Source organism: Cellulomonas sp. PSBB021 (assembly GCF_002240455.1).
In the GTDB taxonomy this organism is placed as follows: domain Bacteria; phylum Actinomycetota; class Actinomycetes; order Actinomycetales; family Cellulomonadaceae; genus Cellulomonas; species Cellulomonas uda.
Genome location: NZ_CP021430.1, coordinates 1,708,946 through 1,729,178, shown reverse-complemented (window position 1 = coordinate 1,729,178; position 20,233 = coordinate 1,708,946). Strand labels below are relative to the sequence as shown.

At 75.1% G+C, this 20,233-nt stretch carries 18 protein-coding genes and 2 tRNA genes; 14 read left to right on the top strand and 6 right to left on the bottom strand.

The features are described 5' to 3' along the window. The first annotated feature begins 24 nt into the window (after positions 1-24). Both mtrB and CBP52_RS07835 read left to right on the top strand, forming a co-directional pair. Positions 25-1,728: an MtrAB system histidine kinase MtrB gene (gene mtrB, locus CBP52_RS07840; RefSeq protein ID WP_094180485.1), complete on the top strand. Its 1,704-nt coding sequence runs from the start codon at positions 25-27 to the stop codon at positions 1,726-1,728. Further along, a complete protein-coding gene (locus CBP52_RS07835; RefSeq protein WP_094180484.1) occupies positions 1,725-3,425 on the top strand; it encodes an LpqB family beta-propeller domain-containing protein in 1,701 nt (566 codons plus the stop codon). Before mtrB ends, CBP52_RS07835 begins: the two co-directional genes overlap by 4 nt. 48 nt (positions 3,426-3,473) lie before the next feature. On the opposite strand, the gene CBP52_RS07830 is transcribed toward CBP52_RS07835, so the two are convergent. Together CBP52_RS07830 and CBP52_RS17875 are read right to left on the bottom strand one after the other, a co-directional pair. Beyond that, positions 3,474-4,385: a PH domain-containing protein gene (locus CBP52_RS07830; protein ID WP_094180483.1), complete on the bottom strand. Its 912-nt coding sequence runs from the start codon at positions 4,383-4,385 to the stop codon at positions 3,474-3,476. A gap of 43 nt (positions 4,386-4,428) precedes the next feature. Then, positions 4,429-4,596, bottom strand: a complete 168-nt coding sequence (locus tag CBP52_RS17875; RefSeq protein ID WP_166771971.1) for a hypothetical protein — start codon at positions 4,594-4,596, stop codon at positions 4,429-4,431. A 276-nt stretch (positions 4,597-4,872) separates the two neighbouring features. On the opposite strand from CBP52_RS17875, the gene CBP52_RS07820 reads away from it, so the two are divergent. From CBP52_RS07820 to secA, 5 genes are all read left to right on the top strand, one after another. Beyond that, positions 4,873-5,712: a ComF family protein gene (locus tag CBP52_RS07820; protein WP_157732540.1), complete on the top strand. Its 840-nt coding sequence runs from the start codon at positions 4,873-4,875 to the stop codon at positions 5,710-5,712. A gap of 225 nt (positions 5,713-5,937) precedes the next feature. Next, entirely contained in the window at positions 5,938-6,570 is a 633-nt protein-coding gene (gene hpf, locus CBP52_RS07815) for a ribosome hibernation-promoting factor, HPF/YfiA family (RefSeq protein ID WP_094180480.1), read from the top strand. 139 nt (positions 6,571-6,709) lie between these two features. After that, positions 6,710-8,047: a winged helix-turn-helix domain-containing protein gene (locus CBP52_RS07810; RefSeq protein ID WP_369826324.1), complete on the top strand. Its 1,338-nt coding sequence runs from the start codon at positions 6,710-6,712 to the stop codon at positions 8,045-8,047. A gap of 72 nt (positions 8,048-8,119) precedes the next feature. Further along, the gene (locus tag CBP52_RS07805) at positions 8,120-9,124 is read left to right on the top strand and encodes a DMT family transporter (protein WP_094180479.1); all 1,005 of its coding nucleotides are present in this window, start codon (positions 8,120-8,122) and stop codon (positions 9,122-9,124) included. Next, entirely contained in the window at positions 9,087-11,852 is a 2,766-nt protein-coding gene (gene secA, locus CBP52_RS07800; RefSeq protein WP_094180478.1) for a preprotein translocase subunit SecA, read from the top strand. Before CBP52_RS07805 ends, secA begins: the two co-directional genes overlap by 38 nt. Before the next feature lie 137 nt (positions 11,853-11,989). Here the strand turns inward: secA and CBP52_RS07795 are convergent, their stop codons facing one another. Next, a complete protein-coding gene (locus CBP52_RS07795) occupies positions 11,990-12,598 on the bottom strand; it encodes an Rv3235 family protein (RefSeq protein ID WP_094180477.1) in 609 nt (202 codons plus the stop codon). After that, the gene (locus tag CBP52_RS07790; RefSeq protein ID WP_157732539.1) at positions 12,595-13,707 is read right to left on the bottom strand and encodes a LysM peptidoglycan-binding domain-containing protein; all 1,113 of its coding nucleotides are present in this window, start codon (positions 13,705-13,707) and stop codon (positions 12,595-12,597) included. Before CBP52_RS07790 ends, CBP52_RS07795 begins: the two co-directional genes overlap by 4 nt. A 171-nt stretch (positions 13,708-13,878) precedes the next feature. Here CBP52_RS07790 and CBP52_RS07785 point away from each other — a divergent pair, with 171 nt between their 5' ends. Further along, positions 13,879-14,406 carry a hypothetical protein gene (locus tag CBP52_RS07785; RefSeq protein WP_094180475.1) on the top strand — a complete coding sequence of 176 codons (528 nt, stop codon included), beginning with the start codon at positions 13,879-13,881 and terminating at the stop codon, positions 14,404-14,406. Between the two features lie 51 nt (positions 14,407-14,457). Here the strand turns inward: CBP52_RS07785 and CBP52_RS07780 are convergent, their stop codons facing one another. Further along, on the bottom strand, positions 14,458-14,694 hold the full coding sequence (locus CBP52_RS07780) for a helix-turn-helix domain-containing protein (RefSeq protein ID WP_094182244.1): 237 nt from the start codon (positions 14,692-14,694) through the stop codon (positions 14,458-14,460). Positions 14,695-14,813: 119 nt separating this feature from the next. Between CBP52_RS07780 and CBP52_RS07775 the strand changes: the two genes are divergently transcribed. The 5 genes from CBP52_RS07775 to CBP52_RS07755 all read left to right on the top strand — a co-directional run bounded on the left by CBP52_RS07775 (position 14,814) and on the right by CBP52_RS07755 (position 17,724). After that, a complete protein-coding gene (locus CBP52_RS07775) occupies positions 14,814-15,500 on the top strand; it encodes a hypothetical protein (protein ID WP_094180474.1) in 687 nt (228 codons plus the stop codon). Further along, positions 15,497-16,804, top strand: a complete 1,308-nt coding sequence (locus tag CBP52_RS07770; RefSeq protein WP_094180473.1) for a hypothetical protein — start codon at positions 15,497-15,499, stop codon at positions 16,802-16,804. Before CBP52_RS07775 ends, CBP52_RS07770 begins: the two co-directional genes overlap by 4 nt. A gap of 62 nt (positions 16,805-16,866) precedes the next feature. Then, positions 16,867-17,334 (top strand): hypothetical protein, encoded by a 468-nt coding sequence (locus tag CBP52_RS07765; protein ID WP_094182243.1) that lies wholly within the window; start codon positions 16,867-16,869, stop codon positions 17,332-17,334. Between the two features lie 151 nt (positions 17,335-17,485). Beyond that, a tRNA-Gln gene (locus CBP52_RS07760) sits at positions 17,486-17,557 on the top strand. A 94-nt stretch (positions 17,558-17,651) separates the two neighbouring features. Beyond that, a tRNA-Glu gene (locus CBP52_RS07755) sits at positions 17,652-17,724 on the top strand. 182 nt (positions 17,725-17,906) lie between these two features. Here CBP52_RS07755 and CBP52_RS07750 read toward each other — a convergent pair. Beyond that, on the bottom strand, positions 17,907-18,626 hold the full coding sequence (locus CBP52_RS07750) for an IclR family transcriptional regulator (RefSeq protein ID WP_094180472.1): 720 nt from the start codon (positions 18,624-18,626) through the stop codon (positions 17,907-17,909). Between the two features lie 128 nt (positions 18,627-18,754). Here CBP52_RS07750 and leuC point away from each other — a divergent pair, with 128 nt between their 5' ends. Then, entirely contained in the window at positions 18,755-20,221 is a 1,467-nt protein-coding gene (gene leuC / locus CBP52_RS07745) for a 3-isopropylmalate dehydratase large subunit (RefSeq protein WP_094180471.1), read from the top strand. Positions 20,222-20,233 lie beyond the last annotated feature (12 nt).

Here is a 20,233-nt window from a genome sequence, read left to right as displayed (position 1 = left end):
CGGGACCGCCGGGGGGCACGCGCGATGCCGCGGCTGAGGGGGACCGGGCGGCTGCTGCGGGCGCGCGCGGGCCGTCGGCTGCGGCGCTGGGGGCACGCGTGGCGCTCGTCGCTGCAGGTCCGCGTCATCACGACGACGCTCGCGCTCGGCCTCGCCGCGCTCGGCGCGATCGGGCTGTACGTCGGCGAGCGCATGAAGGATGGGCTGTACACGGGCCGCGTCGAGCAGCTCCTCACCGAGAGCGCGCGCAGCACCGCGCAGGCGCAGACGACGTTCGACTCGTCGAACGCGCAGACGGCGGTCGACGTGCAGCGGCTCCTGCGTGAGGTGGCCGCCGCGCAGGCGTCCGGCGGCACGGGCGAGCGTGAGGTGTTCCTCCTGCGCGCGCCGGGGGAGGAGTCGGCCCTGTCGGTCGGCGTCGCGGGCTCCAAGCTGGCGCTCGCGGACCTGGTGAGCGAACGGCTGCAGGACGCGACGGCCGAGGGCGGCCAGCACTGGCAGTCGGTCGCCTGGGAGGTCGGCGGACGCGTCGAGCCGGCGGTCGTCGTCGGGCAGGACGTCACCGTGCCGCAGGCCGGCGAGTACGGCCTGTTCTTCCTCTACAGCCTGCAGGCCGAGCAGGAGCGGCTGGACTTCCTGCTGCGGACCCTGGCGGCCGCCGCGGCCGCGCTCGTCGTCCTCCTGGGCGGCATGACGTGGCTCGTGACCCGGCAGGCGGTGCGTCCCGTGCGCCGCGCGGCCGAGGTCGCCGAGCGGCTCGCCGACGGCCACCTCGCGGAGCGCATGCCGGTGCGCGGCGAGGACGAGATGGCGACGCTCGCGTCCTCGTTCAACGAGATGGCCGCGAGCCTGCAGGACCAGATCCGCCGCATGGAGGAGCTCTCGGCCGTGCAGCGCCGGTTCGTGTCCGACGTGTCGCACGAGCTGCGCACCCCGCTCACGACGATCCGCATGGCGGGCGAGGTCATCCACGCCTCGCGCGACGACTTCGACCCCGCGGTCAAGCGGTCCGCCGAGCTGCTGCAGACCCAGCTCGACCGCTTCGAGGACCTGCTCGCGGACCTGCTCGAGATCAGCCGCTTCGACGCCGGCGCCGCCGTGCTCGACGCGGACTCGCGCGACGTGCGGGACGTGGTCCTCGCGGCGGTCGAGCACACGTTCCCGCTCGCGGGACGACGCGGCTCGTGGCTGCGCGTCGACCTGTCCGCGTCGGAGTGCGTCGCGGACATCGACCCGCGCCGCGTCGAGCGCGTGCTGCGCAACCTGCTCGTCAACGCGGTCGAGCACGCCGAGGCCAGCACGGTCGAGGTCGTCGTCGCCGCGGACCGCAACGCGGTCGCCGTGACCGTGCGGGACCACGGCGTCGGGATGACCGCCGACGAGGCCCAGCACGTGTTCGACCGCTTCTGGCGCGCCGACCCCGCTCGCGCGCGCACCACGGGCGGCACGGGACTCGGGCTCGCGATCTCGCTCGAGGACGCGCACTTGCACGGCGGCTGGCTCGAGGCGTGGGGCCGCCCGGGCCGGGGTGCGAGCTTCCGGCTCACGCTCCCGCGGCGTGCCGGCATCCGGCTCACCGACTCGCCGCTCCCGCTCGTCCCGGAGGACACCGTGCCGCCCGACCCCGTGACGCGGACCGTCAGCCGCCCGCGGACCGACCCGGCGGCGCTGCCGGACCTCGGGGACGAGCCGTCGACCGACCCGCGCGAACGTCAGGAGGTGCGATGAGCACGGCCCGTCGCCGGTCCGCCGGCGCTCCCGCCGGCCGCGGGGGCGCACGCGTGGTGCGCCTGCTCGGCGCGCTCGTCGCGACGGCCGCCCTGGGCGCGTGCGCGGCGATCCCGACGTCGGGTGCGGTGCGCGAGGGCGACGGCACCGTCTCGGAGAGCCGGGACGTCGACGTGCTCGCCGAGGGCCCCCGCGCCGGCGCCACGCCGCAGCAGATCGTCGAGGGTTTCCAGCTCGCGGGGGCCGCGGGCTTCGTCGGCGAGTTCTCCACGGCGCGCGAGTACCTCACGGGGGCGGCGCTCCAGTCGTGGGAGCCGCTTGCGGAGGTCCTCGTGTACGACGACCCCGTGATCCCGGCCTCGACACAGGCCGGGACCGTGATCGCCACGATCCCGCTCACCGCTCGCGTCGACGCGGACGGGCGGTTCACCGAGGCGCCCCGGGACGCGCAGCGGGCGCTGACGTACGAGCTCGTGCGCAACCGCTCGGGGGAGTGGCGGATCGCGGACGCGCCCGACGGTCTGGTCCTGTCGGAGTCGGTCTTCGACAAGCAGTTCCGCGCGACCTCGCTGTACTTCCTGTCCGCCGACGGCACGTTCCTCGTGCCCGAGACGCGCTGGTTCCCCTCGCAGTCCCACAACCTGCAGACCTGGGTCGCGCGCGCGCTGCTCGCCGGCCCGTCCCCGTGGCTGCGGGACGCCGTGACCACGGCCGTCCCCGAGGGCGTGCAGCTGCAGGCCGACACCGTCGTCGTCGACGACTCGGGCATCGCGACCGTGCCGCTCGACATGGGCACGACCGTGCTCAAGGGCGACACCGCGAGCCTGTACGCCCAGCTCGACGCGACGCTGCGGCAGGTCCCCGGGGTGCGCGAGGTGAAGGTCACCGCGGGCTCCGTGCCGATCGTCGACACGCGGTCGGTGCAGCGCGGCGGCCTGCCGGACGGACCGGTCGAGATGATCCAGGACGACCGGCTCGTGACGCTCGGCGAGGACGGGCTCGGCCCGGTCGAGGGCGTCGCTCCGCTGCCCGTGGGCGCACGCTCGCCCGCGCGCGACGAGGACGGCACCGTCCGCGTGATGCTCGACCCGGCCGGCACGCTCGTGACGGTGCCGCTCGAGGACAGCCCCTCGCAGGTGCTGCTCGACGGGCCGCGGCTCGTCGCACCGTCGGTCGACCGGCTCGGCTGGGTGTGGACCGCACGGCCCGGCGAGGGTGTCATCGCGGTCAAGCAGGGGCTCGACCCGGTCGTGGTCCCCGCCGAGTGGCTCGACGGGCGCACGGTGGTCGCGTTGCGCATGGCGCGCGACGCGACCCGCCTCGCGGTGGTCTCGCGCGGCTCGGACGGGGTGTCCGTCGACGTCGCGGCGGTGGTGCGCGACGCGCAGGGCACGCCGCAGAACATCGGCGAGCCCGTGCGCGCGGGTGCGGTGCTCCAGGACGCGAGCGACGTCGTGTGGCTCGACGAGTCCGTGCTCGGCGTCGTGGGGTCGAGCGACTCGTCGGTGCTCGTGCACAAGGTGCCCGTCGCGGGGCGCACGACCACCGAGGCCGAGGTCCCCGACCTCGCGGGCCTCGCGGGCGGGCGCGTCGTGTACGTCGCGACGACCGACGGCACGCTGCACCGGCTGGTCGGCTCGACGTGGGCGGCCGTCACGCACGTCGAGGGGGTGCGGGACCCGGCGTACCCGGGCTGACGGTAGGCACGCCCGCCGGGTGGCCGCGGATCCGACGCGCCTTGACGGCTACCGGCCGCGGCCCTCGTCGCGGCCCGGACGCGATGGCCACGGCGGGGCGTCGGGCACGTCGTCCTCGTGGCGCCGCCCGCGGCCGGTCAGGTCGACGAAGCGTGTGGTCGGCTCGGAGACGTCCCACGACCGCTCGACGACGGTCTCGACGACGGGCTGGGGGCCGACGCGCGGTCGCACGCGCAGCGGCTGCGTGTCGTGCGGCTCGTAGCGCCCGTCGTCCTCGTCGGGCTCGTCGTCGGGGAAGTCGGCGTACGCGTCGTCGAGCTCGTCGTCGGACGTCTCGTCGGGGTCCTGCGCCGCCGCCGAGTGCCGGCCGTGGCCGGTCGGGCGCGCGGGCAGGACTGCGGGTGGCAGGGGACCCGCGTCGTCCTCGCCGTCCGGGGGCGGCGCCTCGCCCGGCGTGAAGATCAGCGCGCACAGGTCCCGGTACGTCGCGTCGGGGCGGGCGACCCAGTTGATCTGCCGCAGCGCCTGGTCCTGGCCGGCGGACTCGAGCAGGAACTGCCCGTAGCCGAGCAGCTGGCCGAGCACGGACCGCGAGTACCGCATGTCCGTGACCTTCATGAGCGGCATCATCCCGATCTGGTGGGTGACGAGCCCGGTCAGCAGGAGCATCCGCTTGTCGGTCGCGACGAACCACTCGACCCGCCACACGAGCGCCAGCCAGGCGAACCGAGCCAAGGCCGCGGCCCACAGCCACCAGACCCACAGCGCACCGTCCCCCAGCGTCGGGGTCAGCGCGATCGTGAGCCAGCCGCACAGGACGAACACGCCCGTCGCCGTGAGCGCAGGCTCGACCAGCTGCGCCCAGTGCCGCCGCGCCGCGAGCACCACGCGCTCGCCCGGCAGGATGTAACGGCGCAGCAGCCGGTGGGACATGACGATCCGGGTCGCGTCGTCGTCCACCCCCGTCACCTCCTCACCGGCGCAGCGGCCCCCGGCGAGCCCGTCAGGCCGCCAGGTTGCTGAAGAACTGCGCGAACCCCGCGAACGCGCCGTAGATGAAGTCCCACACGGACCGCACGACGTCGGCGGCCTTGTCCGGGTTGCGCACCACGGCGTAGATGACGAAGACCACGACGATCCAGATCAGGATGCTCTTCGCTCTCGGCGGCATGGTCGGACCCTCCGGCTCGTTCGTCGTCGCGTGGTCAGGGCTGCTGGGCACCGCAGACGTCGTCGTCCGGCCGGTCATCCGCGACCACGGCGTGCGGTCCCGGACGGCGCACACAGTACAGACCGGGAGCAACTGTGCGAAAAGGGCGCGCGGTGCGTCGGTGGGACCGGCGCGATCCGCCAGGCCACCCGACCCCAGCCCCGCAGCCCGGCGCGCCCGTCCCCAGCCGGACGCCGTGCCGGTCCCGCGCGGCGCCGTCGGCGTCACCCTGGGGGCGTGCGGGACGATGGGACGGGGCGCGGCGCGGCGGTGGCCGCGCTCGTCCGCGCGTGGTGGGCGCAGGTCGTGCACCTGGTCCTGCCCGTGCGGTGCGCGGGGTGCGACCTCGCCGACGTCGCGTGGTGCGCGTCCTGCCGCTCGGCGTTCGACGAGGACCCGTGGCGCTGCGAGGACCGTGCGGGTCGCCTCGACCCCGTGGGGGCGCGGGGTCTGCCCGTGCTCACGCTGGCGGACTGTGCCGGCCCGGTGCGCGCGGCCGTGATCGCGTGGAAGGACCGCGGGCGGCGGGACCTGACGCGTCCGCTCGTCGGGCACGCCCGACGGCTCGGGGCCGCCTGCGCGGCGGTGCTCGACGAGTCCCTCGCGGCGGAGCCCTGCCCCCGCTCGCGGCCGACCGCGCCCGTGCTCGTCGTCCCCGCGCCGTCGACACCCGTGGCGCGGCGGCGCCGTGGCTTCGCGCACGTCGACGAGCTCGCACGCGGCGTGGTCGAGGGCCTGCGCGCCGCCGGACGCCCGGCTCGTGTGGCGCGGGTCCTGCGCCGCCGGCGCGGTGACCGTGCCGACCAGGTCGGGCGGGGCGTGCGCGACCGCGCCCGGGTCGACGTGCGCGTCGCGGCGCGGCATCGCGACGCGCTGCACGGCCGTGTCGTCGTGCTCGTCGACGACGTGCTGACGAGCGGTGCGACGCTCGCGGCCGCGCAGCGCGCGCTCGTCGTCGCAGGCGCGTCGCCGCGCGCGGCCGTCACGCTCGCGTCCACGCCCGGCCCGGCCGACCGCGGGGCGGGCCGCGGCCCGATGCACCTGGTCGCCGCAGGTGGGGTTGCTCCGACAGGGTGAATCCGGGACCTTCCGCCCGCGGGAGCGACGTTCCCGGCGCGCACAGTGGTCACGTGCCCCCTGCGGCGTTAGCGTGGCAGTCCGAGCCGACGGCGCCGCACGGACGGGTTCCTCGCGAACCCTCGGGCGCGTGGAGGAGGTGATGCCCGCAGCGGCCCTCTCGAGGGCCACGACCGCAGACATCGGGCGGCGGCCCCGCCGCCCCTCACCTCCCAGGAGGCTCTCATGGAGATCGTGGTTGCAGGCCGGCACACCGAGGTGTCCCCGAAGTTCCGGGCACACCTGACGGACAAGCTCGCGAAGGTCGAGCAGCTGGCCCCCCGCGCCCAGCGGATCGACGTCCTCGTCTCGCACGAGGTCAACCCCCGTCAGGCGGACAGCTCGGAACGCGTCGAGCTCACCGTCGTCGACAAGGGGCCCGTGATCCGCGCCGAGGCGTGCGCCGACGACCGGTACGCCGCGCTCGACCTCGCGCTCGCGAAGCTGCTCGAGCGGCTGCGCCGGATGCGCGACCGACGCAAGGACCACCGCAACCACACTCCGCTGACCCCCGTGGACGTCCGGCCGCCCCAGGAGGAACCCCTCGCGGCCGACACCCCGGTCGCGGTCGACGGCGCGGTGGAGGTCACGCTCGGCGACTCGCCGGTGGTCATCCGTGAGAAGACCCACCAGGCGCAGCCCATGACGATCGACGACGCGCTGTACGAGATGGAGCTCGTCGGGCACGACTTCTTCCTGTTCGTCGACGCCGAGACCGCCCAGCCCGCGGTCGCGTACCGGCGCCGCGGCTGGAGCTACGGCGTGATCAAGCTCGACTCGCCCGTCGTGGGCACCGAGCGCGCGCAGGCGGTCGGCTGACCGCCGGGCGGCTCCCGAGACCGACGCGCCCGGCCGGCGGCACGCCCCCGGCCGGGCGCTGTCGCGTCGTCCCGCCTCGCTGTCGCGTCGTCCCGCCTCGCCGGTGAGGCGTGTCGGTGGCCGGCGGCAGGATGACCGCGTGGTCACGAGCACCGGAACAGAGCCGACCGCGGCGCGAGCCGCCGGCGCCCGCGCGGCGTCTGCCGCCCCCGAGCGCTACACGCTCGCGCAGGCGCGGCGGATCGCGCTGGCCGCCCAGGGGCTGCACCGCCCCCGCGCGGGGCGCGCGGTCACGATGCGCCAGGTCCAGCAGGTCGTCGACCGCATCGGGCTGCTCCAGATCGACTCGGTCAACGTGCTCGCGCGCGCCCACCAGGTCCCGTTGTTCTCCCGGCTCGGGCCTTACGACACCGCGTTGCTCGACCGTGCGGCGGGCCGTGCGCCGCGCCGCCTCGTCGAGTCGTGGGCGCACGTGGCGTCGTACGTGCCCCCGGAGACGTACCGCCTGCTCGAGTGGCGCCGCCGGGAGGACCGCGAGCGGTTCGGCGGGCACCTGGTCGAGGGTGTCCCGCTGCGCGACTCGCCCGTGCTCGAGGAGGTGCGCACGGTCGTCGCGGAGCGGGGTCCCGTGACCTCGCAGCAGGTGCACGCGCTGTTCGCCGAGCGGTTCCCGCGCCCCACCGGCGCGTGGGGGTGGAACTGGACGGTCGCGAAGAGCGCCCTGGAGTACCTGTTCTTCGCCGGCGACGTGGCCGTCAGCGGCCGGAACGCGGCGTTCGAGCGGCTGTACGACGTCCCCGCGCGGGTGCTGCCGCGCCCGGTCGCGGACCTGCCGGCGCCGGACGGCGAGGAGGCGGTGCGCGCGCTCGTCGAGATCTCGGCCCGCGCGCACGGCATCGGCACGCTCGGCTGCCTGGCGGACTACTTCCGGCTGCGCACCGCACCGACCCGGCGGGCGGTGGCGGAGCTCGTGGACGCCGGCGTCCTCGTGCCCGTGCGGGTCGACGGCTGGCGCGAGGCGTACCGCCACGTCGAGGCGACGACGCCGCGGCGGGCGACCGGGCGCGCGCTGCTCAGCCCGTTCGACCCGCTGGTGTTCGAGCGTCGACGGCTCGAGGAGCTGTTCGGGCTGCGGTACCGGATCGAGATCTACGTACCCGCGGCGCAGCGCCGGTGGGGCTACTACGTCCTGCCGTTCCTCATGGACGAGGCGATCGAGGCGCTCGTCGACCTCAAGGCCGACCGGGCCTCGGGCCGGCTCGTCGTGCAGGCCGCGCACCGCGCACCCGGCGCCCGGGACCGGGCGGCGGGGCGGGGGACGCGCGTGCCGGACGACGACGAGGTCGCGGCAGCGCTCGTGGACGAGCTCGTGCTCGTCGGCCGCTGGGCGGGCGTGCCCGAGGTCGTCCTCGGGACGGACGGCATCGGGGGTGACCTCGCCGTCGCGCTGGCCCGTAGGCTGGCGCACGGTCGCTGAGCCCCCCGTGGTCGCGCGAGGGTGCCGCGCCGCAGGTCAGGCGCGTGTCGAGCGGTGTCGGAGGGAGCTCGGGTGGGCCGTCGCGGGGACTTCTGGCTCGTCGCGCTCGCCGGCGTGCTGTGGGGGACCGGCGGTCTGGCGGGAGCCGAGCTCGGCGACGCGGCCGGACTGACGAGCGCCGCGGTCGCGGCCTACCGCCTGCTCGGCGGCGGCGGCCTGCTGCTCGTCGCGCTCGCGGTCACCGGGCGTCTGCGCGGCGTGCCGCGCTCGCGGGCCGCGGCGGTGCGCGTCCTGGCGACCGCTGGCCTGATCGCGGTCTTCGAGGCCGCCTACTTCGAGGCGGTCGCGCGGGCCGGGGTCGCCGTGGCGACGCTCGTGACGCTCGGAGCGGCGCCGCTGCTCGTCGCGTCCGCGACGGCGCTGCGGGCGAGGGCGTGGCCGGGACGCAGCACGGCCCTCGCGCTCGCCCTCGCGCTCGCAGGTCTCACGGCGCTGGTGCTGGGCCGCGACGCGGGGCACGCGGTCGACGCGGGAGGTGTCGCGCTCGCGCTGGTCGCCGCGGTGGCGTTCGCGTCGCTGACCGCGGTGAACACCCGCCCGGTGCCCGGGCTCGACGGGCTCGCCGTGACCGCGCTGGCGTTCACGCTCGGCGGGGTCCTGCTCGTGCCGTACGCCGCCTCGGTCGGGCTGCGCGTGCCGCACGACGCCGCGGGCTGGGCGTGGCTCGTGTTCCTCGCGGTGGTGCCCACCGCGGCGGCCTACAGCGCGTACTTCACGGGCCTGCGCACCGTGCCGGCGACGACGGCGACCCTGCTGTCGCTGCTCGAGCCGGTGACCGCAGCGGCGCTCGCGGTCGTGGTCCGGGACGAGCGGCTCGGCGCCTGGGGCGTGGTGGGCGCGATCCTGCTCGTGACTGCTGTGGTCGTCCTGCGCCCACGGAGCGCTGCCTCGCCTACCATGGTCGGGCTCGGCGACGCCGCCGGGCGCCCGCGCCACCCCGCGCCGACCACGCACGGGGCGTCTACACCAGGAGTCATGCGTGTCAGCGATTCTCGAGAAGGTCCTGCGACTCGGTGAGGGTCGGATCCTCAAGAAGCTGTCGGGCGTCGCCCAGCAGGTCAACGCCCTGGAGGACGCGTTCGAGTCGCTGAGCGACGCGGAGCTGCGGGAGGAGACCGACCGCTTCAAGCAGCGCCTCGCGGACGGTGAGACGCTCGACGACATCCTCGCGGAGGCGTTCGCGACGGTGCGTGAGGCGGCCCGCCGCACGCTCGGGCAGCGGCACTTCGACGTCCAGCTGATGGGCGGCGCGGCCCTGCACCTCGGCAACATCGCCGAGATGAAGACCGGTGAGGGCAAGACGCTGGTCGCCACGGCGCCGGCGTACCTCAACGCGCTGACCGGCAAGGGCGTGCACGTCGTCACGGTCAACGACTACCTGGCGAGCTACCAGAGCGAGCTGATGGGCCGCGTGTTCCGGTTCCTGGGTCTGACGACGGGCTGCATCCTGTCGTCGATGACGCCCGCGGAGCGCCGTGAGCAGTACGCCGCGGACATCACGTACGGCACGAACAACGAGTTCGGCTTCGACTACCTGCGCGACAACATGGCGTGGAGCACGGACGAGCTCGTGCAGCGCGGCCACAACTTCGCGATCGTCGACGAGGTGGACTCGATCCTCATCGACGAGGCGCGTACGCCGCTGATCATCTCGGGCCCGTCCTCGGGCGACGCGAACCGCTGGTACGCGGAGTTCGCGAAGGTCGTGCGCCGCCTGCAGCCCGAGCGTGACTACGAGGTCGACGAGAAGAAGCGCACCGTCGGCGTCCTCGAGCCGGGCATCGAGCGCGTCGAGGACTACCTCGGCATCGACAACCTGTACGAGTCGCTGAACACGCCGCTGATCGGCTTCCTCAACAACGCCATCAAGGCGAAGGAGCTGTTCAAGCGCGACAAGGACTACGTCGTGATGAACGGCGAGGTGCTGATCGTCGACGAGCACACGGGCCGCATCCTGCCCGGGCGCCGCTACAACGAGGGCATGCACCAGGCCATCGAGGCCAAGGAGGGCGTGGCCATCAAGGCCGAGAACCAGACGCTCGCCACCATCACGCTGCAGAACTACTTCCGGCTGTACGCCAAGCTCTCGGGCATGACCGGTACCGCCGAGACCGAGGCGGCGGAGTTCCAGGGCACGTACAAGCTCGGCGTCGTGCCGATCCCCACGAACCGCGAGATGCAGCGCATCGACCAGCGCGACCTCGTCTACAAGAGCGAGGCCGGCAAGTTCGACGCGGTCGTCGAGGACATCGTGGAGCGGCACGCCAAGGGCCAGCCCGTGCTCGTCGGCACGACGAGCGTCGAGAAGTCCGAGCTGCTGTCCACCAAGCTGCGCAAGCTCGGTGTCCCGCACGAGGTGCTGAACGCCAAGCAGCACGCGCGCGAGGCCGCGATCGTCGCGCAGGCGGGCCGTAAGGGCGCCGTCACGGTCGCCACGAACATGGCCGGCCGCGGTACCGACATCATGCTCGGCGGCAACGCGGAGTTCATGGCTGTCGCGGACCTCGCGGCACGTGGCCTGGACCCCGCCGAGAACGCCGACGAGTACGAGGCCGCGTGGCCCGGTGCGCTCGAGAAGGCCCGGCAGGCCGTCGCGGCGGAGCACGACGAGGTCGTGGAGCTCGGCGGGCTGTACGTGCTCGGCACCGAGCGTCACGAGTCGCGCCGCATCGACAACCAGCTGCGCGGCCGGTCGGGCCGTCAGGGCGACCCGGGCGAGTCCCGGTTCTACCTGTCGCTGCAGGACGACCTCATGCGCCTGTTCAACTCGGGCCTCGCCGAGTCGATGATGACGCGCGCGGGCTTCCCGGAGGACCTGCCGCTCGAGTCGAAGATCGTCACGCGCGGTATCCAGTCGGCGCAGTCGCAGGTCGAGTCGCGCAACTTCGAGATCCGCAAGAACGTCCTGAAGTACGACGACGTGATGTCCCGCCAGCGCGAGGTCATCTACGACCAGCGTCGGCGCGTGCTCGAGGGCGAGGACCTGCAGGAGCAGGTCGGGCACTTCCGGTCCGACGTCATCTCCGCGTACGTCGAGGGCGCCACGGCCGAGGGGCGTCCGGAGGACTGGGACCTCGAGGCGCTGTGGACGGCGCTGCGTGCGGTGTTCCCCGTCTCCATCACGCCCGAGGACGTCGTCGAGGAGGCGGGTGGACCCACGCGGCTCACGGCCGAGCTGCTCACGCGTGAGCTCGCGTCCGACGCCGAGGTCGCCTACGCCGACCGCGAGCAGCAGATCGGCTCGGACAACATGCGTCAGCTCGAGCGTCGCGTGACGCTGTCCGTGCTCGACCGCAAGTGGCGTGAGCACCTCTACGAGATGGACTACCTCAAGGAGGGCATCGGGCTGCGGGCGATGGCGCAGCGCGACCCGCTCGTCGAGTACCAGCGCGAGGGGTTCCAGCTGTTCAACGCGATGACCGACGCCATCAAGGAGGAGACGGTCGCCTACCTGTACAACCTGCAGGTCCAGGTGCAGACCGACGAGGACACCTCGGTGCAGGACGGTCCCGTGGTGACCGCCGACTCCGCGGCGGCCGCTGCGGGCGGTGGCCCGCGCCTGGTCGCGAAGGGGATCGACGGGCCGGAGCGACGCGTCCCGCTGCAGTACTCGGCGCCGTCCGTGGACGGCGACGCGACCGGTGTCGCGCAGGCGGCGGCCCCGGAGGACGAGCCGGCGCCGTCCGGCGACGCGGGCAACCGCGAGGCCCGTCGTCGCGCGGCGAAGCAGCAGCGCAAGCGCTGACGTGACGGGCCTGCGGGCCGACACGAGCACGACGAGACGCCGCCGGCGGGGGATCCCGCCGGCGGCGTCGTCGCGTCGTGCGTCGTGCGGTGGTGCCGTGGTGCCGTGGTGCCGTGGTGCCGTGGTGCGTGGGCCGGTCAGCCGATCTCGAGCGCCGTCACGCGCCACGACCGGCGGTGCGCCTCGAGCCGCATCGCGACCGCCCGCACGCGCGTCCCGTCGTCCACGACCGCGCTCGCCTCGAGGACACGCTCCTGCGTCCGGCAGCCCCGCACGCTGCGGACCACGACCGACCGTCCGCCGCCGCGGGCGGCGAGCACCCGCGCCGAGGCGGTGGCGCGCGCGTGCAGCGCGTCGTAGACCCCGGGCGTGAGCCATCGGGCGAGCTGTGCGACCGAGCGTCGGCCGACGAGCGACTCCACGCTCGCGAGGGCGAGCGACCCGACGAGCGCGCGCGGGTCCACGGGCGCCGCGGGTGCCGGCTCGTCGGCGTCGTCGCCGAGGTCCGTGCGGTCCGTGCTGCGCAGCACGGCGATGCGCGTGCGCAGCGTGTGGACCGGGCGCACGTCGTGCTCGACCTCGGGCAGGGGGGCGGGGGAGGGCGCCAGGTCGGGCAGCGGACGCACGCGCGGTGCGCCCGCGAGGCGCAAGTGGGTCCCCGCCCGGGGCCGGCGCGGTGCGGCGATCCCGGCGGCGAGCGCATCCTCGAGCGGCGAGGCGACCTCCGCGACGGTGAGCGCGCTCATCGGGCCGCCTCCGTCGCGGGAGCCGTGAGCTGCTGGCCGGGCTGGAGGACGTCGGGGTCGTCCCCGACGACGTCGCGGTTCGCCTCGTACCAGCGCGGCCAGGCTGCGGCGACCTGCGCGTCACTCGCGCCACGCGGCAGGTGGGCGGCGGCGATCGACCAGAGCGAGTCGCCGGCCGCGACCACGACCACGTCGGCTCGGTCCGCGCCGCCGGCGGGCGCCGTGGCCGGTCCGCGGTCACCCGACCGACCCGCGACCTGACCAGCGACAGGACCCGCGGTCTGACCAGCGCTCTGGGCGGCGGCGCTCGCGCCACGCGCGCGGTCTCCCGTGGCGCCGTCCGTCCGGCCGCCCGCGCCGTCCGCGGCCGCACCGCTCGTCGGGACCCAGCCCGCGGCGACCGGTGCGGGTGCCGGGCCGTCCGGGGGCAGAGCGCCGTCCGCGGGGGCAGTGCCATGCGTGGGGGACGTGCCGTCCGTCGGTGCGGTGACCGGCCAGCCGAGCGCGGGCGACGCCGGGTCCGGAGCCCCGACCGGGGCCTGCGGCGCGGTCCCGGTGTCGCGGACCGAGTCGACCGAGCCGACCGCCACAGAACCCACGGGGACGACGCCCGAGCCCCGCGAGGGGCCCTCGAGGGTGCCGTCCGCCACGCCGTCCGCGCCCGTGCGGGGTGCAGGAGGCTCGGACGGCGCCTCGTCGGCGACGCTCACCGCCACCGGTGCCGGGTCGACGGGCGCCGCCTGCGCCCCGGTCGCGACGAGCCCGAGCCCGAGGCTCGCACCGACGGCACCTGCGACGGCCCGTCGCACGACGACGGGCGCGCAGCGCCGCAGGAGCGCCTCGCCGGAGCGCCAGCCGGCCCCGACCAGCCGCCCGGCGACGCACGCCGACCCCAGGGCGCAGGACACCGCGAGCCACGCGGCGACCGCCGCGCCCAGCGCGGCGACCGCGACGTTGACGACGTCCTGCACCGCCAGGGGCCGGTCCGGCTGTGCGGCCGCCAGTGCGGCCAGCACGAGCGCGACCGCGACCGCGGCGGCGGTCAGTGCGGCGACGGCGAGCGTCGCGGCCGTCGTCGCCATGGGCCGGCGACGTGCCCTGCTGGTCATGTTTCCCCCCGCATGCTTCGTGATGATGTCGTTTGATCACGTTTGATGTCCGTAGGTCTAGCGGAGGACTGTCCGATCTGTCCAGTCGTGTCCGCCTCCTGGCTACCCGGCGGGCTGCTTCGCGGTCGGCGGTCGCGCCCGCCGAGGGTCGGTCACCGCTACCGTGGGCGCGTGCGGTGGGAGGCGCTGTTCGCGGACCTGGAGAGCGGTCTCGATGCCGCTCGGGCCCAGGACCTGCGTGACGAGGTCGCCGAGCTGACGCGTGCCGAGCGGGCGCAGGTGCACCTGGCGGACCGGCTGCGGGCCGCGCGCGCGACGACGCTGCGACTCGTGCTGCGCGACGGTCAGACGGTCGACGGCGTCGTCGTCGACGCGGCGCCGCAGTGGGTGCTCCTCGCGCCCGACGGCGTCCGACGTGCTCTCGTGCCGACGGCGGCCGTGACCGCGGTCGTCGGCCTCGGCGCATGGGCGGCACCGGCCGCGGGCGAGGTCGAGCGCCGGCTCGCGCTGGGCCACGCGCTGCGCGCCGTGGCGCGGGACCGCACGCTCGTGCGGGTCGACGCGCAGGGCGTGAGCGTCTCCGGGCGCATCGACCGGGTCGGCGCCGACCACGTCGACGTCACGCCCGCGGACGCCGCGCGCGGAGCCGCGGGCTGGACGTTCGCGTTCGAGACGCTGCTCGTCGTGCGGTCCGGCTGAGGTGACCGCGGGTGCGGTCCCGGAGGCCGGGGTGCGACCGCCGGACGGGCGTCAGGACTCGTCGCGGCCCTCGTCGTCGAACCCCGCGCCGCTCGTGATGCGCTCGCGCGTCCGCGCCTTCGCGCGCTGGACGTAGGCCTCGAGGTCGGCGACGTCGACGCGCCAGATCTTGCGCCCGCCCATCTGGAAGCCCTCGAGCTCGCCCGTCGTCACCATGGTGCGCACCTGGCCGACCGAGACCCCGAGGGTCTCGGCGACGTCGGCGAGGGAGAGGTACCGCTGCGGCATGACCGCAGTGTGGCACGCGGTGGCGGGCACATCCGGTTATCCACAATCCTTCCGTTTCGCCCGCTTCGCCCCCGCCGTCTGGGGCAGGATGCGGAGCGCCGACGACCGAAGGAGCCCGCGTGGACACCGCCCTGCTCGACCTCCCTGCGCCGACCGCGGCGCGGCTGCGCCGTCCCGGGTGGCGCGACCCACGGCTGCTCGCGGGGATCGTGCTCGTCGCCGCCGCCGTCGCGCTCGGCGCGTGGGCCGTGCGGTCCGCGCAGGAGACCGTGCCGGTCTACGCGACGCGTGGCGTGCTCGTCCCGGGGTCCGCGGTGGGCCCGGACGACCTCGTCGTCGTCGAGGTGCGCCTGCCCGAGCTCGCGGGCGCGGAGTACGTCTCGGCGTCCCGCGCCTTGCCGCAGGACGCGGTCGCGCTGCGCACGGTCGGCGCGGGTGAGCTGGTCCCGGCCGACGCGCTGGGATCCGCAGCGGACGTCGCGCTGCGGCCGGTCGCGGTCCCGGTGCGGTCGGCGCCGTCCGACGACGTCGTGGCGGGCGCGGTCGTCGACGTGTGGTTCACGCCCAAGCCGCCTGCGTCCTCCTCCGAGCAGGGCAAGGAGGGCAAGGACGCGCCGGGGCCGCGGACGCTGGCGACGGGGGTGACGGTCGCCGAGGTGAACCGGCCCGAGGGGACGTTCGCCACGAGCGGGGCGGCCGTGGTGCACGTGCTGGTCCCGCAGGACGCGCTCGCCTCGCTGCTCGCCGCGCTCTCGGCCGAGGGCGCGATCGACGTCCTGCCCGTCCCCGGGCCGGCCGGGCGATGAGCGAGCAGTCGCCGGGCGTCGTCGGCGTGCTGTGCGCCGTGCGCGGGACGGCCGAGGTCGCGGTGGTCCGCGCGCTCGACGACGACCCCGCGCTGCGGGTCACCCGTCGGTGCGCCGACCTCGCGGAGCTGCAGGCGGCGGCGGACGCCGGTCTGGGGCGTGTCGCGGTGGTCTCGTCCGACGTCGAGCAGCTCGACCTGACCGCGGTCGCGGTCCTGCGCGCCGCCGGCGCCGCCGTCGTCGTCCTGCTGGACCCCGAGCGCACGTCCGCGGCGGACCGGGCGCGCGTCGCCGCTGCCGACCTCGTCCTCGACGCACCCGTGGACGCCGGGGGAGCGGCCGCGCTCGCGGACCGCGTCGTGACGCTCGTGCAGGGGATGCACCGAGCGCCCGCACCCGACGTCCCCGACGGCCCGCACTGGTCGGGAGCCGCGCCGTGGGACGAGGCGCCGGTCCCGCCCGCCGAGCGTGGCCGCCTCGTGGCGGTCTGGGGCCCGACGGGTGCGCCCGGCCGGTCCACGGTCGCGCTGAACCTCGCCGCGGAGGCGGCGGCGGCCGGCCGGTCGACGCTGCTCGCGGACGCCGACACGTACGGCGGCTGCCTCGCGCAGCTGCTCGGCCTGCTCGACGAGTCGCCCGGTCTGGCGGCCGCGGCCCGCGCGGCGGGGCAGGGCTCGCTCGACCTCGTGACGCTCGCGCGCCTCGCGCCGTACGTGAGCGGGGACCTGAGGCTGCTGTCGGGCATCACGCGCGCCGACCGGTGGCCCGAGCTGCCGGGCTCGGCGCTCGACGCGGTCTGGGTGGTCGCGCGGCGGCTCGCGGCGCTCGTCGTCGTCGACTGCGGGTTCTCGGTCGAGCAGGACGAGGTGCTGAGCTACGACACGCGCGCGCCGCGGCGCAACGCCGCGACGCTCGGGGCGCTCGCGGCGGCCGACGAGGTCGTCGTGGTCGGGTCCGCGGACCCGGTCGGCATCCAACGCCTCGTGCGCGCGCTGTCCGACCTCGGGGAGCTCGGGATCACCCCGCAGCACGTCGTCGTCAATCGTGTGCGCGCGTCGGTCGCGGGGCCCCAGGCCGCTCGCGCGGTCGCGGGAGCTCTCGAGCGGTACGCGGGCGTGCGTGACGCGGTGCTGGTGCCGGACGACCGGCCGAGCCTCGACGCGGCGGTGCTCGAGGCGCGCACGCTGCGGGAGATCGCACCGGGATCGCCGGCCCGCCGCGCGATCGTCGGCCTCGCCGCACGGGTGGGGCAGGGGGTCGGCGGCGGCGTCCCTGCGGTCGCGTCTGTCGCGCCGTTCGCGTGACGTGGAGCGGGAGCGCGCGCTCCGGTGCGACGCGCGCCCCGCACTCGCGGCACACTGACGTCGTGCGCCTCTACCTGCCCGCCACGCTCGACGAGCTCGACCCCGCCGCCGACGGCTCGGTCACGCTCGGCCCCCGGACCGCTCACGCGGTCACCGCCGCACTGCGCGCCGCGCTGCCCGACGAGGACGACGAGGGGCTCGAGTTCTCCGCGCACCTCATGGCCGCGGACGACAGCCTCGCGATGCTCGCCGCGCGCGGTGACGCACCGCGCCTGCGGCTCGTCGTGACGGTCGACGTCCCCGACGGCGCCGTCCGGCTCGACGCCGCACCCGACGACGCGGGCCCGAGCGCGGTCGCGCTCGTCGACGCCGTGGGTGGCGACGCGATCGCGTGCGTGCACGTCGACGAGCCCGAGGTCGCGGCGGACGTCGCCCGGGCGCTCGAGGGCGACGTGGCGGCGGCGGAGCGCGTCGACGACGCGGACCTGCTCTGGTACGACGCGGCGGAGATCGCCCAGATCCCTCGCTGAGCGGCGTGGCGCGGCTCTCACGGCAGCGGTTTGGTCGTCGGGCCTGCGACCGGGTAACGTTCACGGGCGGTACGACGTCCGGATCAGTCCGAACCGAGTGGCCCTCACGCCCCGTCGTGAGGCTGCCGGGAGGCCCGGAAGTTATACCCCATGGGGTATGGTGTAATTGGCAGCACGACTGATTCTGGTTCAGTTAGTCTAGGTTCGAGTCCTGGTACCCCAGCGCGAGCACCGCTGATCGGACGGTTCGGAGCACGAGCGGACGTCGGGTAAAGTGTTCACACGCAAGCGAGGCCCACGGGTCACGCAGGCGATAGGCCCCCGTTGTGTAGCGGCCTAGCACGCCGCCCTCTCACGGCGGTAGCGCCGGTTCGAATCCGGTCGGGGGTACGTCAGAAGGCCCGGTCACCACGGTGACCGGGCCTTCGTCGTCGTGAGCTGATCCTCGTGAAGATGACGTCGTGAGCGCGGTGTGCTCGGCGCCTCTCATGCACGACGATGGCCCCGGCGCAGGGCCGGGGCCATCGCGTGAGGTCTCGGACCTCTGGGGGGACGTGGGGAGGTGGCGGGTGTCACTCCGCGGTGCGGCGCAGCACCTCGGTCAGCCGGTTGGCGGCGGAGACGACCGCGGCGGCGTGCAGGCGGCCCGGCTGGCGGGTCAGACGCTCGAGCGGTCCGGATACCGAGACGGCCGCGACGACGCGTCCCGACGGCCCGCGCACGGGTGCGGAGACCGACGCGACGCCGACCTCGCGCTCCGACACGGACTGGGCCCAACCGCGGCGGCGCACGCCGGACAGGATCGTCGCGGTGAACTTGGCGCCCTGCAGCCCGCGGTGCAGCCGGTCGGGCTCCTCCCATGCGAGCAGCACCTGCGCGGCCGAGCCGGCCTGCATGGTGAGCGTCGCGCCGACGGGGATGGAGTCGCGCAGGCCGATGGGCCGCTCGGCGGCAGCGACACAGATGCGCTGGTCACCCTGCCGGCGGTAGAGCTGCGCGCTCTCGCCCGTGTGGTCGCGCACGGCGGCGAGCACCGGTCCGGCCGCGGCGAGCAGCCGGTCCTCGCCCGCCGCGGTGGCGAGCTCGGACAGGCGCGGGCCGAGCACGAACCGGCCCTGCATGTCGCGGGCGACGAGACGATGGTGCTCGAGCGCGACGGCGAGCCGGTGGGCGGTCGGTCGAGCAAGATGGGTGGCGGTCACGAGCTGCGCGAGGGTCGCCGGACCGGCCTCGAGCGCGCTCAGGACGGCTGCGGCCTTGTCCAGGACGCCGACTCCGCTAGAGTTGTCCATAGGCCGATATTGGCGTCTCGCAGGCTGAGATGCAAGTGCAGAGGCACGACGCGTTCGAGAAGTCACCCCGATCGGCCCCGAGAACCGGGAACACCCCCACCCGGACGAGCAGAACAGGACCGCAGCACATGTCCGGTACGTTGGCGGAGAAGGTCTGGGACGCGCACGTCGTGCGACGAGGCACGGACGGAGCCCCTGACCTCCTCTACATCGACCTCCACCTCGTCCACGAGGTCACCAGCCCGCAGGCGTTCGAGGGCCTGCGGCTCGCCGGCCGTCCGGTCCGTCGCCCGGACCTGACGCTCGCCACCGAGGACCACAACACGCCGACGCTCGACATCGACCGCCCGATCGCGGACGCGACGAGCCGCACGCAGATCGAGACGCTGCGCACCAACGCCGCCGAGTTCGGCGTGCGCATCCACTCGCTCGGCGACGCGGACCAGGGCATCGTCCACCAGGTCGGCCCGCAGCTCGGCCTCACGCAGCCCGGCCTGACGGTCGTCTGCGGCGACTCGCACACGTCCACGCACGGCGCGTTCGGCGCGCTCGCGTTCGGCATCGGCACGTCCGAGGTCGAGCACGTGCTCGCGACCCAGACGCTCCCGCTCGCGCCGTTCAAGACCATGGCGATCACCGTCGACGGCCGTCTGCCCGAGGGCGCGACCAGCAAGGACATCATCCTCGCGGTCATCGCCAAGATCGGCACCGGTGGCGGCCAGGGGTACGTGCTGGAGTACCGCGGCGAGGCCATCCGCGCGCTGTCGATGGAGGCGCGCATGACGATCTGCAACATGTCGATCGAGGCCGGTGCGCGCGCCGGGATGATCGCGCCCGACGAGACCACGTTCGAGTACCTCAAGGGCCGCCCGCACGCGCCCGAGGGCGCCGACTGGGACGCGGCGGTCGAGTACTGGCGCACGCTGCACTCGGACGACGACGCGGTCTTCGACGCCGAGGTGGTCCTGGACGCCGCGGACCTCGAGCCGTTCGTCACGTGGGGCACCAACCCGGGCCAGGGCCTGCCGCTGTCGGCCGACGTGCCCGTGCCCGAGCAGATCGCGGACGCGAACGAGCGCGTCGCCGCCGAGCGCGCGATCGAGTACATGGGCCTGACGCCGGGCCAGCCGCTGCGCTCGATCAAGGTCGACACGGTCTTCATCGGCTCGTGCACCAACGGCCGCATCGAGGACCTGCGCTCGGTCGCGAAGGTCGTGCAGGGCCGCAAGAAGGCCGACGACGTGCGCGTCCTCGTGGTCCCGTCGTCGGCGCGCGTGCGCCTGCAGGCGGAGGCCGAGGGGCTCGACAAGATCTTCCTCGACTTCGGTGCGGAGTGGCGCAACGCGGGCTGCTCGATGTGCCTGGGCATGAACCCCGACCAGCTCGCTCCGGGGGAGCGTTCGGCGTCGACGTCGAACCGCAACTTCGAGGGCCGCCAGGGCAAGGGCGGGCGCACCCACCTCGTCTCGCCGCTCGTCGCGGCCGCGACCGCCATCCGCGGCACGCTCTCGTCCTACGCGGACCTGGGCACGGGCCGGCCCGCGCCGGACGGCTCGCCGCTGACCGGCCCCGCCGCCGACCTCCAGACGGTCTGACGACCCGACGAC